This is a genomic window from Paraburkholderia lebeckiae (genome assembly GCF_050436225.1).
Lineage (GTDB): Bacteria > Pseudomonadota > Gammaproteobacteria > Burkholderiales > Burkholderiaceae > Paraburkholderia > Paraburkholderia tuberum.
The window spans coordinates 2324387-2340003 of record NZ_JBNDLU010000002.1 but is presented as its reverse complement, the minus strand read 5'-3'; the positions used below and the strand labels follow the sequence as shown (position 1 = coordinate 2340003).

General features: G+C 60.3%; 12 protein-coding genes. 8 read left to right on the top strand and 4 right to left on the bottom strand.

The genetic code is table 11. The features are described 5' to 3' along the window. Positions 1-2: 2 nt before the first annotated feature. The 3 genes from OKW45_RS25395 to OKW45_RS25385 form a co-directional block, all read right to left on the bottom strand. Positions 3-3137, bottom strand: coding sequence for an MdtB/MuxB family multidrug efflux RND transporter permease subunit (locus OKW45_RS25395; protein WP_429471799.1), 3135 nt, complete (start codon positions 3135-3137; stop codon positions 3-5). Between the two features lie 23 nt (positions 3138-3160). Next, positions 3161-4540 carry an MdtA/MuxA family multidrug efflux RND transporter periplasmic adaptor subunit gene (locus OKW45_RS25390; RefSeq protein WP_429471797.1) on the bottom strand — a complete coding sequence of 460 codons (1380 nt, stop codon included), beginning with the start codon at positions 4538-4540 and terminating at the stop codon, positions 3161-3163. A 429-nt stretch (positions 4541-4969) separates the two neighbouring features. Continuing rightward, positions 4970-5815, bottom strand: coding sequence for an IclR family transcriptional regulator (locus tag OKW45_RS25385; RefSeq protein WP_429471795.1), 846 nt, complete (start codon positions 5813-5815; stop codon positions 4970-4972). A gap of 619 nt (positions 5816-6434) precedes the next feature. On the opposite strand from OKW45_RS25385, the gene OKW45_RS25380 reads away from it, so the two are divergent. The 8 genes from OKW45_RS25380 to OKW45_RS25345 all read left to right on the top strand — a co-directional run bounded on the left by OKW45_RS25380 (position 6435) and on the right by OKW45_RS25345 (position 12773). Next, a complete protein-coding gene (locus OKW45_RS25380; protein WP_162633903.1) occupies positions 6435-6878 on the top strand; it encodes a hypothetical protein in 444 nt (147 codons plus the stop codon). Positions 6879-7060: 182 nt separating this feature from the next. Further along, a complete protein-coding gene (locus OKW45_RS25375; protein WP_018418498.1) occupies positions 7061-7612 on the top strand; it encodes a hypothetical protein in 552 nt (183 codons plus the stop codon). Continuing rightward, positions 7609-9012, top strand: coding sequence for an adenine nucleotide alpha hydrolase family protein (locus OKW45_RS25370; RefSeq protein ID WP_018418497.1), 1404 nt, complete (start codon positions 7609-7611; stop codon positions 9010-9012). The genes OKW45_RS25375 and OKW45_RS25370 overlap by 4 nt, the downstream gene beginning before the upstream one ends. A gap of 1 nt (position 9013) precedes the next feature. After that, positions 9014-10171: an ImmA/IrrE family metallo-endopeptidase gene (locus OKW45_RS25365; RefSeq protein WP_018418496.1), complete on the top strand. Its 1158-nt coding sequence runs from the start codon at positions 9014-9016 to the stop codon at positions 10169-10171. Next, positions 10149-10718, top strand: coding sequence for a PIN domain-containing protein (locus tag OKW45_RS25360; protein WP_429471793.1), 570 nt, complete (start codon positions 10149-10151; stop codon positions 10716-10718). The genes OKW45_RS25365 and OKW45_RS25360 overlap by 23 nt, the downstream gene beginning before the upstream one ends. A gap of 182 nt (positions 10719-10900) precedes the next feature. Continuing rightward, a complete protein-coding gene (locus tag OKW45_RS25355; protein WP_018418494.1) occupies positions 10901-11338 on the top strand; it encodes a hypothetical protein in 438 nt (145 codons plus the stop codon). A gap of 171 nt (positions 11339-11509) precedes the next feature. Further along, positions 11510-12238: a hypothetical protein gene (locus OKW45_RS25350; RefSeq protein ID WP_018418493.1), complete on the top strand. Its 729-nt coding sequence runs from the start codon at positions 11510-11512 to the stop codon at positions 12236-12238. Beyond that, positions 12216-12773, top strand: coding sequence for a PilN family protein (locus OKW45_RS25345; RefSeq protein ID WP_018418492.1), 558 nt, complete (start codon positions 12216-12218; stop codon positions 12771-12773). The genes OKW45_RS25350 and OKW45_RS25345 overlap by 23 nt, the downstream gene beginning before the upstream one ends. 312 nt (positions 12774-13085) lie before the next feature. Here OKW45_RS25345 and OKW45_RS25340 read toward each other — a convergent pair whose 3' ends face one another. Then, the gene (locus OKW45_RS25340) at positions 13086-15506 is read right to left on the bottom strand and encodes an AAA family ATPase (RefSeq protein ID WP_018418490.1); all 2421 of its coding nucleotides are present in this window, start codon (positions 15504-15506) and stop codon (positions 13086-13088) included. Between the last annotated feature and the right edge of the window lie 111 nt (positions 15507-15617).

The window sequence follows — 15617 nt, the reverse complement described above, 5'->3', positions numbered from 1 at the left end:
GCTCAGTTCCCTGCATCGGTGGCCGGCGGCGTGGCGCTACCGGACGAATCGCCTCGGTTAAAGCGCTCGCGCAGCCGGCGGCCGAGCGAATCGAACGCAAGGTAGATCACCGGCGTCGTGAACAGGGTCAGCAGCTGGCTCACGATGAGGCCGCCGGCAATCGCGATACCGAGCGGCCGGCGCAGCTCCGAGCCCGCGCCGGTGCCGAGCATCAGCGGCAGCGCGCCGAGCAGCGCGGCGAGCGTGGTCATCAGGATCGGCCGGAAGCGCAGCAGACACGCCTGGTAGATCGCCTCGCGCGGCGGCTTGCCTTCCTCGCGCTCGGCGTAGAGCGCGAAGTCGATCATCATGATCGCGTTCTTCTTCACGATACCGATCAGCAGCACGATGCCGATGATGCCGATGATGTCGAGATCGTGGCCGGTGATCAGCAGCGCGAGCAGCGCGCCGACGCCGGCCGACGGCAGCGTCGACAGAATCGTGATCGGATGGATGAAGCTCTCGTACAGCACGCCGAGCACGATGTACATCGTGACGATCGCGGCGAGGATCAGGAACAGCTCGTTGGCGAGCGACGCCTGGAACGCGAGCGCCGCGCCCTGGAAGCGCGTCTGGAACGACGCGGGCAGACCGACGTCCTTCTCGGCCCGCTGGATCGCCTGCACGGCTGCGCCGAGCGACGAACCCGGCGCGAGGTTGAACGAAACCGTGGTGGCCGGGAACTGGCTCAGGTGCGTGACCAGCAGCGGCGCGGGCCGCTCGATGAACTTCGCGATCGACGATAGCGGCACCTGGCCGCCCGTCGACGTGGAAGAGGGCAGGTAGATCGAGTTCAGCGACGTGGTGTAGTGCTGCATCGTCGGCTGCGCTTCGAGAATCACGCGGTACTGGTTCGACTGCGTGAAGATCGTCGAAATGATGCGCTGCCCGAACGCGTCGTACAACGCGTTGTCGATGGTGGCCGGTGTGATGCCGAAGCGCGCGGCGGTCGCGCGGTCGATCTCGATGAATACCGAGCGGCCGTTGTCCTGCAGATCGGTTGCGACGTCCGCGAGCTCGGGCGACTGCTTGAGCCGGTCGACCAGCTTCGGCACCCACGTGGTGAATTCGCTGATGTTCGGATCGGTCAGCATGAACTGATACTGCGTCGGGCTGACAGTCGAGTCGATCGTCAGGTCCTGCACCGGCTGCATGTAGAGCGAGGCGCCTGGAATGTGCGCGACGTCCTTCTGCAACTGGCGGATCACCTCGCTCGCGGTATTGCTGCGGTCGTCGCGCGGCTTCAGGTTGATCAGCATGCGGCCGCTGTTCAGCGTGATGTTGGTGCCGTCCACGCCGATGAACGAGGTCAGGCTTTCGACGTCCGGGTTCTTCAGGATCTGGTCGGCGAGCGCCTGCTGACGCTCGGCCATCGACGCGAACGACACCGACTGCGGCATCTGCGTGATCGCCTGGATCACGCCGGTGTCCTGCACCGGGAAGAAGCCCTTCGGCACGTACACGTACAGCAGGCCGGTCAGCACCAGCGTGAGCACCGCGACGACCAGCGTGGAGCGCTGACGGTTCAGCACCCACGTGAGCGCGACCGCGTAGCGCGCGATCACCCAGTCGATGAAGCGGTGCGCCTTCGCCTCGAAACGGTGACTGTCGTGCGGCGGCGTGTGGCGCAACAGCTTCGCGCACATCATCGGCACGAGCGTCAGCGACACGACCGCCGAGATGACGATCGTCACCGCGAGCGTGATCGCGAATTCTTGGAACAGGCGCCCGACCACGTCGCCCATGAAGAGCAGCGGAATCAGCACCGCGATCAGCGAGACCGTCAGCGAAATGATCGTGAAGCCGATCTGCTTCGAGCCCTTCAGCGCGGCTTCGAGCGCCGTGTCGCCTTGCTCGACGTAGCGCGCGATGTTCTCGATCATCACGATCGCGTCGTCGACGACGAAGCCGGTGGCGATGGTCAGCGCCATCAGCGACAGGTTGTCGAGCGAGAAGCCGCACAGGTACATCACCGCGAGCGTGCCGATCAGCGACAGCGGCACCGACAGGCTCGGAATGATCGTCGCGTAGATGTTGGCGAGGAACAGGTACATGACCAGCACGACCAGCACGACCGACATCGCCAGTTCGAACTGCACGTCGCGCACCGACGCGCGGATCGTCGTGGTGCGGTCGGTGACGACCTGGACGTCGAGCGCGGCGGGCAGCGACTGCTGCAGCTGCGGCAGCAGCGCCTTGATGCTGTCGACCACCTGGATCACGTTCGCGCCCGGCTGGCGCTGCACGTTCAGGACGATCGCGGGCGTGTTGTCGACCCACGCGCCGAGCTTGGTGTTCTCCGGACCTGAGACGATGTTCGCGACGTCGGTCAGCATCACCGGACGGCCGCTCTTGTACGCGACCACCGCGCTCTTGTATTCGTCGGCGTCGGTCAGCTGGTCGTTCGAGTTGATCGTGTAGTTGCGCGTCGGGCCGTCGAAATTGCCCTTCGGCGTGTTGACGTTCAGGTTCGAGACCGTGGTGCGCAGGTCGTCGAGATTCAGGCCGTACGCGGCGAGCGCGCGCGGGTTCGCCTGAATGCGGATCGCCGGGCGCTGGCCACCCGACAGGCTGACGAGACCCACCCCCGCGACCTGCGAAATTTTCTGTGCGAGACGCGTGTCGGCGAGATCCTGCACCTGCGTGAGCGGCAGTGTCTTCGACGTGATCGCGAGCGTGATGATCGGCGCGTCGGCGGGGTTGACCTTCGCGTAGATCGGCGGCGCGGGCAGGTCGGACGGCAGCAGGTTGCCTGCCGCGTTGATCGCCGCCTGGACCTCCTGCTCGGCGATGTCGAGCGGCAGGTCGAGGCTGAACTGCAGCGTGATGATCGACGAGCCGGCCGAGCTTTGCGACGACATCTGGTTCAGCGACGGCATCTGCCCGAACTGCCTCTCGAGCGGCGCCGTCACCGAGGACGTCATCACGTCCGGGCTCGCGCCCGGATAGAAGGTCTGCACCTGGATCGTCGGATAGTCGACCTCGGGCAGCGCGGACAGCGGCAGAAAGCGCAGCGCGACGAGGCCGACCAGCATGATCGCCGCCATCAGCAGCGCGGTGCCGACAGGACGCAGAATAAACGCGCGGGATGGATTCATGCGGTAAGTGCCGTGCCTTTACTTTATTGCGATGCTTGCGCCGCGTGCCGGCCGCGATGCGCGTGCGCGCCCGAGGCGGCCGAGGCGCCCGCCGGAGCGCTCGCGCCGGACGCGCCACGCGGCCGCTCGGCCGGAATCGTGATCTTCGCGCCTTCGCGCAGCCGGTCCGAACCGTCGATCACGACGCGCTCGCCGACCGCGAGGCCCGACTGGATGCTGGTGCGCTCGCCGTCGACCGGGCCGACCTTGACCTGGCGCACGGTGACCGTGTTGTCGGCCTTCACGACGTACACGAAGGTACCCATCGAGCCGTTGAGCACCGCCGAGGTCGGCACGATCACCGCGTTCCTGATCGTATCGACGAGCAGGCGAGTGTTGACGAACTGGTTCGGGAACAGGCCGTTGTCCTTGTTCTCGAAGATCGCGCGCAGTTTGATCGTGCCGGTGGTCGTGTCGATCTGATTGTCCATCGTCTTTAGCGTGCCGACTTCGAGCGGATGCATGTTGCTGCGGTCGTACGCGGTGGCCGATAGCGACTCGCCGTTCTGCGTGTGCTGGATGATCTGCTGCAGATTGTCTTCGGAGGTCGTGAACACCACGCTGATCGGATCGAGCTGCGTAATCACGACGATGCCGTTGGTGAGGCCCGAGGTCACGTAGTTGCCCGGGTCGACCTGGCGCAGACCGACGCGTCCCGACACCGGCGCGGTGATGCGCGCGTACACGAGGTCGAGCTTGAAGCTGTCGACGTTCGCCTGGTCGGCCTTCACGGTGCCCTCGTATTGCCGTACCAGCGACGCCTGGGTGTCGACCTGCTGACTTGCTATCGAGTCCTGCGCGAGCAGCGTCTGATAGCGCTTCAGATCGAGCCGTGCAGTGGCGAGCAGCGCCTCGTCGCGCACTAGCGTGCCCTCGGCGTTGCGCAGCGAAATTTCGTACGGACGCGGGTCGATCTGGGCCAGTACGTCGCCTTTCTTGACCATCTGGCCTTCCTTGAAATAGACGTCCTGCAGCACACCGCTGAGCTGCGGCAGCACGGTGACGGTGGCGAGCGGCGTGACCGTGCCGAGCGCGGTCAGCACGACCGGCATCTCGCCCTGCGTCGCGGCGGCGACGTGCACCGGCTGCGCCATGTTGGCCATCGCGTTCGGACCGCCGCGGCCGAAGCGGCCGCTGCGCGCGCCGCTCGCCGCACCCGGCGCGCTCGCGCCGCTGCCGGGCCCGCCCCACGGATGCCAGCGCCACAGCACGACGCCGAGCACGACCAGCGCCGCGACGATCAGCGCGACGGTCCGGCCGCGGTGGCGTTTCACCGCGCCGGGCGCGCTAGATTGCGCGCCGTTCGCGGACGGCTGGGATGCGGCAGGGCGTTGGGTTTCCGGGTGCTTTTGTTGTTCGTCCATCGGTTCGGTCGGGTGGCTGGCTGATGATGTGAGCCGCCGATGCGGTCGCCGCCATTCGAAGGGCGGCGGCCCACATGGGCGGCATGTCAGGCGGTCGTGGCGGCGGGCGCCGCGCAATGTTCAGCGCGATGCTACCCGAGGCGCGGGACAGAGATGTTAACGCAATGCGGAATCATCACGGCTGGACGCGGCCGTTTCGACGGCGCTCACGGCTCGCGGCGCGCGGTCCCGCGACGGGATGCGTGATCGTACGTTGCGGCGTCTGTAACAGTCCAGCCGCGTATTTTTCGGTTGATTACGAAGGTTACAGGATGTCGGCGAATTGTCGGGCGAGGGCGGGCCGCCGTCGCCACTCTCGCGGATCGCGGGCGGCTGGCGCCGGGTTCGATCCGCGCGGGGCGCCGTTTGGCGCCCGTTGCCGCCGACGGCTTATTCGTCGAGCCGGCGCCCCGGCGTGCCGCCGATCTCCAGTACGATCTTGTCGATGCATTCGAGCAGCGCGGGCGCGGCGTGAGTGATCAGCCAGTCGCGCGGACATTGGTCCGCCGAGCCGCCGCAATTGACTGCGTAGCGCTCGCCCGACGGTCCGACGAAGCCGAGCGCGATCGCGTTCAGCCCGTTGTACCACTCGCCGGTGGCGATTGCGAAGCCCCGCTCGAGGGTGTCCTGGATCCCGCTTGCGAGACGGCTGCCGATATAGCCCCAATCGTCACCTTCGGCCGTCTGCAGGCCGACCAGCAGACGGTCGCGGTCGGGTGGCGCGAGCGCCGCGAGGTACGCCCGGCCGACCGCGGTGCGCGTCAAACTCATGCGCGAACCGATTTCGAGTCGCGACACGAGCACCGCCGAACGCGGCCGGATCGCGTCGATGACGACCATGTCGTAGCGGTCGCGCACCGCGAGATGCACTGACAACGCAGTGCGTTCCGCGAGTTCGATCAGAAACGGCCGCGCGCGCGAGCGGATGTCGAAGTTGCGCAGAAAGCCGTTGCTCAGTTCGAGCACCGACGAGGTCAGCACGAAGCGCTCGCTGTCGGGTAGTCGCAGCAGAAAACCGGTGCCCACGAGCGTCGCGGTGATGCGCGACATGGTGGGCTTCGGGATGCCTGTCAACTCGGCGAGTTCGCGATTGCTGAGCGGTGCGTGCGCGGCCGCGACGGCGCGCAGTACGGTCAGACCGCGCGCGAGCGCGGTGACTTCATCGCCTGGGCCGTCTCGGTCTTTGCTGGCGTGGACCTTGGCGGCGACGGGTTGGTTCGGAGTGGATCGGTTCATGCGTTTTTTTGGAACAGCATTTCAAATTGTTCGTGCGGCAACTGTTGACGGCCGCTCACAGAGGACAGGGGCATCTCGAAACCGGGGCACCCATTCATATATATTTAAGAAAAGTCATTGTATCGGAAGAAATTGCCGATCGATGGTCAACTAAAACTTTTTGCTTGACTTAGTCAGCATAACCATAAAAAATGGAACCTCATTTCGAAAGTCGCTTTGTCTCCGCAGCATTTTGGTGCGCGCGAGCGGAAAATCCCAGAATCCAGGATCGATTGCCCGTCCAATGCGCTTGCGCCTTTCGAATACCTTCTCTCAGGTTCTAGCACGGCCCTCGGAATGGCTAGAACTTTTTAAGGCGTCGCGGCAACGTGACGCCTTTTTTTTGGTCGTATTGGGACACAACAAAGTCTGCAGCAACGGGAATAACCGAGTTCAGAGACAACAAAGTCTGCAGCAACGGGAAAAGTCGTTGTGCGCCGCGCAATTTCATCGGCAATTTTGAGCGGTCTCGAGATACTTGGTTTGACAGCAGATTTGTCGGGTGCGCGAGCTTTTGATCACCCTAATGCCAAGGCTCCCTCGCGTCACGCCGCTTGTCGCAATCTGAATCCGCGCCTCCTTGCTGACGAGCGCGGCACCTATTCTTATTCCAGTCGTCGTGCCGGTACTGGACCGTGCCCGGGCTCGCGGGCGCCGGTTCGCTCTCGATGCAAACAAGAGTTCCGACAATCTCGGGTTGCTGGAAGCACGCGCTTACACCGGTCGTAACGAGCGCGCGACTAATGAGGAGCGGCAAAAGGGAGAGTTCCATGCGCTGCTCCCACCGGACATGTCCCGTGGCTTTCGTTACCCGAAGTGGGCCCAGCCTGATTGTCCGAAGGCGGCGCTGCGTCCATTCGTCGACGCAAATCCGAGCCGCTGGGTCATTCGCTCACTCATGGTGAGCAAACGCGACGTCCTTCATGGGAAGGCAGGTCGAAAGATCATTCTCGACGTTGTTGTTCCATTCATTCTGTTGGGTCGAGAGCAGCCTGCTATGCAGGCTTGCCTGCACGCGAACTGACCTTTGCCTGCAGTATGGCTCGCGCTGTCGGCCCGAATCTGGTCGGCTGGCAGTCGGAGCCTGAGCGGCATCCAGTTCAGTCAGGCGCGCTGCTGACAATGTCATTCAAGAAGTAAATTTCTCGTTGACATTGTCAGAATATGCCGTACTCTGCAGGTGTGCGAACTCCAGTGGGAGTGCAGATGCGTGATGACCTGCATACGACAGTTGCCTTGAGGCCGCATTGGCGGAAGGCCGTGCGTGCCGTTGAGAAGCCGGACAAGGCTGAAGCGGTGCTGGAAATCCATCGTGCTGCCTGTCGTGAATGGGAGGATGGCGTACGCCCAACGTGGTTCGCGGAGCTGGCTCTAAAAGTCGAAGTGGCTCGGAGGGACCTGTTCAGTATCGACAGTGTTCTCGCCGTCGTGGACGACTTCGAGCAAAGTGCAAAGACGCCAGTCGAGCGAAATGTCTGTGAAGTCGCTCGCCGGGTTGCGTATGGTGGCCCGATAGACAAGCTGGTGGGAGCCGTCCGCTCTGCTGTGATTGGCGACTGCGCGCGGCACGGTATCGAACACTGCGCGTTATCTGTTGCAGACGAATTCAACGAATCACAGAGCTTTCAATTGCGCCGGGCCATGACCAAACTTGCGGCGGATATCGACTTCACCGCGGAGCCGGCTCCCCGTCTGTGCAAGAAGCTCGATAAAGGTCCAATGCTCGATCTGCCTCTAGATATCAAACTAGGTTTATGAGCCTTCAGGCCTCGCGCGACCAAGCCCCTTCGGCCACCTTCCGGGTAACGGACGGGCCCGCACACAAAACAGCCAAGGCGCACCTGGTCCGCCTCGGGGTGGATATCACTGTGCGTCCTGACCGCCTCTCGGCGTATTGTTTCCGCCAGTCGGATGGTCTCGCTCACGACCTGATGACGTTGATCGGTGCGGTCAAATATGCCGACCGAAGCTTGATGCGCCATCACTCGAAGGGATGGGGGCGTCGCTTGCATATCGAACTGCCCGTTTTCAAACGGAACGTTTGGCTCCAGTCGTCGGTTCAGGATGCACTTGCCCATTGCCTGAACTATTTGACCGGAGACGTCTGGTCGTTCTCCTTTACTGAGCGAACGGGTGTTCCTCCGACGCTGGAGCAGTCGCCTTTAAACAATATCTCATTAAGCAATCGCGAGCTTCTGTTTGTTCCGTTCAGCCATGGATTGGACTCGTACGGACAAGTCCGGCTGTGGCAGCTTGCGCAACCGAATACCGAAGTTGTTTGCATCTATGCTGACGCACGTGCGTCAGGCGTAGTCAAAGGCAATGGATCGAGATGCAAGGTGTCCGAGGGCGTTCAGTACCTTCGGCTCCCGGTGGCTGTGAAGACGACGCGGCGAGCGGAGCCCAGCTTCAGGTCGCGGCCATTCCTGTTTTATCTTCTCGCCAGTTTCGGTGCGATTGAGTCGGGAGCGAACAGGGTCATGATTCCCGAGAACGGCCAGGGCAGCATAGGCGGGTCATTGGTCACCACAGGACATGAGCCGAAGCACCGGAGTTGCTACCCAGGCTTCACGAAGAAGCTTTCCCGTTTCATCGAAGCATTGACCGGGGCGCGGGTGGAGTTCTATCATCCGGCGCTTTTCGAAACGAAAGGCCGTGTTTTGCGCGCGCTATCGGATGCCGGTGAAGACGTACGCGCAGTGTTGAACGCGCACCGCTCTTGCTCATGTGATGCGCGACTCACCTCACGCGACGGTCAGCTATTTCATTGCGGTGTATGCGGAAATTGTCTTCTTAGGCGCTCCGCCGAACACTTTATGAATCTGGACGACGCAACGGAGTACCTCTTCTGTGACTTGACGGCACAGACGCTCGCGGCTGCGCTGCGGCCTGGTGAGGGGAAGGTCAAAATGGCATTCTTCTCGGATCTTGCGAGGAACGGGGCGAGGGACATGCAACGTCTCGCTGATTTCGCTGTCGAGTCCGGCGGTAAACCGGTCCAAACTGCCGCAATTGACCTAGCCCGATTTGTTCCTGGCAGTATTGAACACACGACGAATAGCCTGACGAGGCTAGTTGACTGCCACGCTGCGGAGTGGATGGATTTCCTTTCCGCGTGTGGTGAAAGCTCATGGATTTCACGAACCGCGAGGGGATAGCATGGCTATCGAACTGAAGGTCCGCCCCGAAGTCTTGGGGCCGAGACTGAAAAGCGCCCGCTCGCTAGCGAAGATGACGCAGGAAGCAGCGGCACAAAAACTTGGATTCGCGCGCACGACGGTTGTTGCCATCGAGAACGGCAAGCGGGCGATTTCGCCCGAGGAGATGCGGTCGTTTGCTGAGCTGTATTCTGTACCGGAAAGTGAGCTGCTTGCTGACGGCACTCCAAGCCTGGATATGGAGTTGAAGTTCCGTTCTCACGTAAATGATGACGCAGACAGCGCCGCAGCGCATTTGCTTCTGAATAAACTCGCCGCTGCGTCGGTCGAGCTGGAAACCATGCTTGAACGACCGCTGCTTCAGCCCGACCTACCGGTCATCTCCATTAGCAAGTCGATGTCGGTAGAACAGCAGGCAGAGGACGTCGCACTCGCGATTCGGCAGCGCCTGGGTATTGGATTGGGTCCCATACCTGACCTCATTTCCCTTGTCGAACTCGACATGGGCTTGCGCGTCTTCGAGCGTGGCCTTCCTCCTCGGATCAGTGGGGCTTTCGCATACGACGAGTCGGTTGGCGGATTCATCGTCGTGAATGCGGTTCATCCTGCGGCGCGCAGACGCCTCACAATTGCTCACGAGCTTTGTCACGCGTTACTCCGACGATCCGGTGTGGTTGTTCACACTACGGAAATTGAGTCGGGTGACCGGGAAGAGAGGTTCTGCGATGCTTTCGCGCGCTCTCTGTTGATGCCTGCAATGACGGTCAGAAGGAAGGCGGCCGAGCTACGCGATGCTGCGAAACAGTTTTCGGTCCGTCAACTTCTCGCGATGGCGGTGTACTTTCATACCTCTATCGAGGCGATGACGCGTCGCCTGGAAGGATTGGCCCTGTTGCCTAAAGGCACCTTCGAACTCCTGAAAGAGAAGGGCCTGGGAACGCAACACCTCGAAGAAGTGCGGCGTGAACTGGACGAACCGGAGGCGGTAAGCCGGTTTACCCCGCGAACTATGCTACTTGCGGCGGAAGCATTCGAAAAGGGCCTGTTATCCGAACAACAGATAGCCAGGAAGCTGCAGCTGGACTTGGGCTCGGTGCGAGATGTATTGGCGCACGTCGCTCCGGAAGGCGAAGGGGATGAGCTTGAGCTTGCCATCTAGTAAATTTCCAGACGGGCCTTTGGTTCTGGATGCGAGTGTTCTGTTCAATCTTCTCGGAACGGGCATCCCGAAAGAACTACTCGAGGCGCTTGATGTGCCATGCTGGGTTGAGGAGCGCACCGCGGCAGAAGTGCGACGCATGCCAGGGCAGCGCGCTGAAAGCGCCCCGTTGCAACCGCTGCTCGACGCGGGATGTCTAAAGCTCTGCCGCATGCCAGGGCAGGCGTATGAAACGTACCTATCCTTGCTGAGTGGCCCATCGACGGATACCCTAGACGATGGCGAGAGTGCTGCCATTGCAATGGCAGTGGACGGTTTGGGGAGTGTGGTTCTGGATGACAAGAAGGCTCGGCGGATCCTGGCCGCCCGCTTTCCGGGGCTCACATCTGGAACTTCACTTTCGCTAATGGTTGAGGCGGCACATCGCGCTGCCTGGACCGCACAGAAGCTGTGCGATGTCGTTACTATGGCCCGCAACGTCTCGCGCATGGCGGTGGTTCTGCATGAGCGCGCACTGTTCGCAGAACTGTTCCCAGCTATAGCGTAGGGGGAGGGCGCGCCGGCCGAAGCCTTCCAGCCCCCGTGTTTTTCTGTCACGGGAAGAAGTGCGGTCTCAGAAACCCGAGGCACGGGACGCGGGAAACATGTTCGGACCGGGTGGTCGGTACTCAAACAGCTACTGCGAAGTGGGACTGCGGCACCGGATGAGACAAACACAAGGATGAGCGGATGCTTCGGATTACCATTGAATTGCTGCCCGGTGGACGGGAAGACGGAAAGCGGGTCATCGCGACGGCGGACATCGCGCGCGTGAGTGGCGGCGCACTCGCGGACTACCGGGTCGCCCTGGATGATGCGGTGCTCCGGCAGGTTGGCGAGCGGGCCACGGTGCGCGCCTATCCGAGATGGGCGGGCAGCGCATGGGATCTCGTTGCGCGCTGTGTTGCGGCGGCCCTAAATCAGGGCCGCGAAGCCCTGCCACCGCGACCCGCCACACCTGAGGTGACGGTTCACGTAAATGACGCAGGCTACCGTTACGTGCGGTTGGATGAGATCCCTGAGCCAGCCAGGACTTACTTCGACAAGACGCTGGCCGGTTCGGGCATTCCTGATCACGGCTGCGCTTTTGCGCACGACTGGTTCGACTTTCTGAACGGCCAGCGCTGATGCCAGAGCCCCACGCGCAATCGACGTGGGGCTGACCGGCGACCCACGCGAACCTTCACAAGTATTGCGACAATGGCGCGCTGCCGTTAAATTCTCAGGTATTGGCACGTAGCGCTATGGCCAGCAAGAATCGGAAAATCGTGGGCATGCGCCTTCGGGCAAGGAAGATGGATGGACCCATACGAAAACATTGTTATTGGCAACTTTCTCTATAGCTTTGGGCTGTGCATCGGGCAACTGAGCGCGGGGGCTGTCCGGCCGATGTGCGTGAATTTGCTGCAGCAGTCCCCAATGGACCACGCGCTCGGTGACCTCATGGTCGCAAATGCCGGCGTCACGCTGCTAATTGAGTTCAAACGCGAGCGAAATGATTCGGAGAAGGAGGAAGCAAAGCGCCTGAAGCTATCGCGTGCCTTGGTTGAAGACCTCTACATGCAAACAATCTCACGTCAGATTCACTGGTATATCGAAACATCGGAGAAAGCCGCGAGCTTGGTTTCTCGCGTGGTTCCTTACCTAGATTTTGCGGACACAAAAGTTGTGGCTAGGACGATAGAGGGCTTCACGGAGTCGGCTGGACACGACGCCGTGTCGAAGGAAATTGATGCGCAGACGCATGCTGCGTACGAGACGTATTTGAAGCTGGTCGCATACTCACATGGTGGCCTCCAAGGTGTCTCGGGCGGGCTAATTGTCAGTTACAGCAAGGACAAAGGCATCCGCTACGTGCTTTTGACGGATGTCCGTGACTTGCTGCTCGACCATCGGTTGGTCCGAGAAGCTTACTTTGAGCGGGTCCGGCGACATGCAACGGAGCTGAACCGAGAGCGAACTATGAAGTATCGAGGTCAGTCGCTAACTAGAGAAAGAGAACTAGATGGACCAACACTCGGGTTCTGACAAACTTAAATATGCCCACGACGTCCTCGGCACACTTCTCGAAGCCGCAATCCGAGACCAGCGGCTGACGGGTTCAGCCATTCAGTCGATGGACCGCGTTTCGCGCAGTCTCGCCGAGCAGGGGCGCCAACTGCCAGGGAGCGTCGTTGCGGCCGTCAGCAGAGACCTGAAACCGACAATCGACGCTGCAGCAGAGACGCTGACGAAACGGGTTAAGGATGCAAATGTCCAAGCCGGCGAAGCAGCGGAGGCATTTCGGCGTGCGACGAAACAGGCAACTTTCTTCGTACTCGTCCCGGCATTGCTCATCACGGCGGCGACCATGGCTCTTTGGTACGGAGTTACCGAACATGCAGTTAGCCGCCTCGAAGACGAGAGAGCCAGTTTGCAAGCGACGGTCGATGAGCTCAGCAGTCGCGGTGGTCGTCTCGACGTTAGAACTTGTCGACTAGAAGATGGGACCGTCGACACTTGCATCCGAGTTGGGTCTCAGGGATACGGGAGCGGATATCACATTCCTGTATGGAAGAAGTAATGGCGGCTGGATGTTCAGGCTTGGGCACAGTCGGCGTGCTTCTGCGCGCGGCATATTCGTCGACCGCTGGTTTGTTGAGCGAGCTGGACGGCTTTACGATGGAGGAACTCGTCGGCGGACGAGCGCTTGACGGCCGCGCTGGGCTGTTGTCCGATGCGACCCGTTCAACGGCCTGACAATGTCCATTGCCATCCCCGACCAAGGGTTTATCTCGCTGACATCGACGACGATGGTTGATGCGTTCGACCCCCGAAGGCCTGTGTGGCCCGTAACGAAGCGACCCGGAGGAACGTGACCTCCCTTGATCGTGCCCTACGGCAAGATGAACGGGTCTGTTTTCTCAATGCTGAGAAGGAAGTGGTCGAACTGCTCCTTGTCGTTGTCCTTGATCTTTTTCAGGACAAACTTCGCGATTGTGGCTATCTCTGCGCTGTCAACTGGTTGGGTGCCGCGATCGATGAACTCTCCGAGATGTGAGAATTCGTTGGTCAGCCGTTGAACAAACGCTTCGGAGTTTGTTCCATCCGAAAAGAACATCCTGATGCGCTTGTCGTAATCGTTGCGTTCGCTGTTGAAAAACGGATACTTGAAAAAAAGAAACGCTTCAAGGAACTTCCGGAGGTTATTCCCGAAATTATAGAAGCTGTGATAGTGGCGTGCCGCGTTGCCCTGATCCGAGCAGCAATAAATCTCGCCGAACAGAAAGTTGAGCTCGGTTACATAATTTCGCAGGTAATCGGGCATCAGGCCGATCGTGCTCGACCGTTCCTTTCGGGTAAGCAGAAAATGCTCGTGATCTTTTCCGGGTTTGGTCAGCCTTTTCAGGTACTTCAGGAATTCGAGATTATGCGTAGAAATGAACATCTGCTGATACCGGTACTCGGGCTTGCCGTTCGCGTCCAGCATCGGCGCTCCGTTCGCTTGCTCGATGGGGCGTGCCAGGTAGCTCTCGATCAGGCTATAGACAAAGAAGATGTGGTTACTATCGAGACTTGAAATCGGATCGTCTATGTAGAGGATCAGTTTCTTTCCCTTCGTCTCGACGTCTTCCAGCCTCGCGAGGAAGTAGCAGAATGCAACGAGACTGCATTCACCTTCGCTCAGGTTGTACGCCGGAGTCTCTCCTCTGTGGATCTCGAAACGGTAGGTGGCTGTGTCGGCCTCCTCCACCGCGGACAGGTGCAGGCCGCCGTGACCCAGAAAATGCCCGAGATACTGGTTCACTTTTTCGGCACCCCGCCTTTCGTCGCGGAGTTGTGTCTTCAGTTCCTTGATCCGGTCGGTGCGTTTATTTCCATCGGCAAGAATTTCGTCGAGTGCCTCGTTTGCGTCGGTGACCAGCTTTTCAAGGCCTTTTATTTTCTGTTCTTCGCCGGCGAGGCCGACGTCAATGATGAATTGGGCCACTTCACTGAGGCGCAGGTCGTCGCGCGCGGATTTCTGTTTCTCGGCAAGCGAGGCTGTAGTTTCGTTGCTCTTCCGGATCACGTCATTGATCGAAGCGACAATTTCCCGGATCGCGTCGGTGTTGTCGGAGATCACAACGGGCTCGCGCTCCGAGAAAATGTCCCGCCTGCGAGCGCCAAGCTCAACTTCCAGCATAACAAGGCTCGACTCGTACGTTCGAAGTGCGTCTTCGAGGCAGATCTTTAGACCGTCGAACGCGGCCTGATGGAGTGAATACAGCCCGCTCCGTTCCACCGTGATGATGTTTCTAAGACTGCTTTTTTCGTTGGCAATTTTTTGCAGCAGGGCGTCGATGTCTTTCTCAAGGTCGAGCGATTCCTTGTTGAAGTGGTTGCCGAGCTTCTCCCACAAATCAGTAGGCAATGGGTTGCCGCAGAATCCGCATGTGGTACGCCGTCCCTCGTGTAGGCTGACCCCGGACCTGACCCAGCTTTGCAGGAGCGCGTCATTCAGGAGGTCCTGTATGGGCGCGCTGGGTTTGATCTTTTTCGCAAGAAGATCGCTCGCGGTGCTTGCAAGAACAGACAGCGCAGGAGTGAACGACAGGCGCTTCCTGATTTCGGGAAGAGCGGTTTCGCCAAGGAGGCTGATCCTGGCGCTACGCTCGCTTTCCTCAAGCGGCGAAATGCCACCGTCCTGAATCGCCTTGATATCCGCTTTCAGTTTGCGAACATCGTAGTTTACGTCCCTGTAGAGCGCATTGTGCTTGATGCCGGTTGGTTTTTTGTTCGCCTTGTCGAAGAGTTTGCCGTCGAGCTCTTCCTGGGCTTTTGTGACCTGCTTCTGCTTCCCGGTGTGGTCCTTTTTCTTTTCCTGATAGCTGTGCCGCAGGCCGGTCTGTTTCTCGGCGCTACCGAGTTCGGCTTCCAGCCGTTCGATTTCAGACTCGATCTCCTTGTTCTCCTGTCCGAGGACCGCGAACGGAGAAATATGCCCCTGCTCGTCGCGCAGGAAGGCCAGATGCTCGTCGACAAAATCCTTGTTGTAGACGCGTACGTCGTGCCCCTGCAGCGGAACGGCCGTATTGGTCACAGTGCCGGTGGACAGGGTGATCGTGAACGACGGTCGAGCGTATCGGGGCGAAATGGTCCCGGTTTCTAGTGCGCGCACGATCCTTGACAAGGTCGTTTTGCCTGAATAGTTGCGCCCGTAAATGATATTCATTCGTCTGAACTTGGCGACGTTATTACCAGAATCACGAACCTCGGTGTTCCAGGCGAAACCGGAAAAGCACCCGAAATTGTTGATGTCAATCTTCTCGATCATGGCGGCCCCTGCTTTTTATTTCTGTCTTCATCGTGTCGCCAGACTTCCCAGACGGGAGGGATGGCAGCGGACTATTATGCCTGTCAGGTCGGACGAATAGCGCCATACGGG

Coding starts and splice junctions, on each gene's coding strand:
- OKW45_RS25360 (WP_429471793.1), top strand. CDS start 10,149: ATGAGCTTGAGCTTGCCATCTAGTAAATTTCCAGACGGGCCTTTGGTT.
- OKW45_RS25385 (WP_429471795.1), bottom strand. CDS start 5,815: ATGAACCGATCCACTCCGAACCAACCCGTCGCCGCCAAGGTCCACGCC.
- OKW45_RS25355 (WP_018418494.1), top strand. CDS start 10,901: ATGCTTCGGATTACCATTGAATTGCTGCCCGGTGGACGGGAAGACGGA.
- OKW45_RS25340 (WP_018418490.1), bottom strand. CDS start 15,506: ATGATCGAGAAGATTGACATCAACAATTTCGGGTGCTTTTCCGGTTTC.
- OKW45_RS25395 (WP_429471799.1), bottom strand. CDS start 3,137: ATGAATCCATCCCGCGCGTTTATTCTGCGTCCTGTCGGCACCGCGCTG.
- OKW45_RS25365 (WP_018418496.1), top strand. CDS start 9,014: ATGGCTATCGAACTGAAGGTCCGCCCCGAAGTCTTGGGGCCGAGACTG.
- OKW45_RS25350 (WP_018418493.1), top strand. CDS start 11,510: ATGGACCCATACGAAAACATTGTTATTGGCAACTTTCTCTATAGCTTT.
- OKW45_RS25375 (WP_018418498.1), top strand. CDS start 7,061: ATGCGTGATGACCTGCATACGACAGTTGCCTTGAGGCCGCATTGGCGG.
- OKW45_RS25390 (WP_429471797.1), bottom strand. CDS start 4,540: ATGGACGAACAACAAAAGCACCCGGAAACCCAACGCCCTGCCGCATCC.
- OKW45_RS25345 (WP_018418492.1), top strand. CDS start 12,216: ATGGACCAACACTCGGGTTCTGACAAACTTAAATATGCCCACGACGTC.
- OKW45_RS25370 (WP_018418497.1), top strand. CDS start 7,609: ATGAGCCTTCAGGCCTCGCGCGACCAAGCCCCTTCGGCCACCTTCCGG.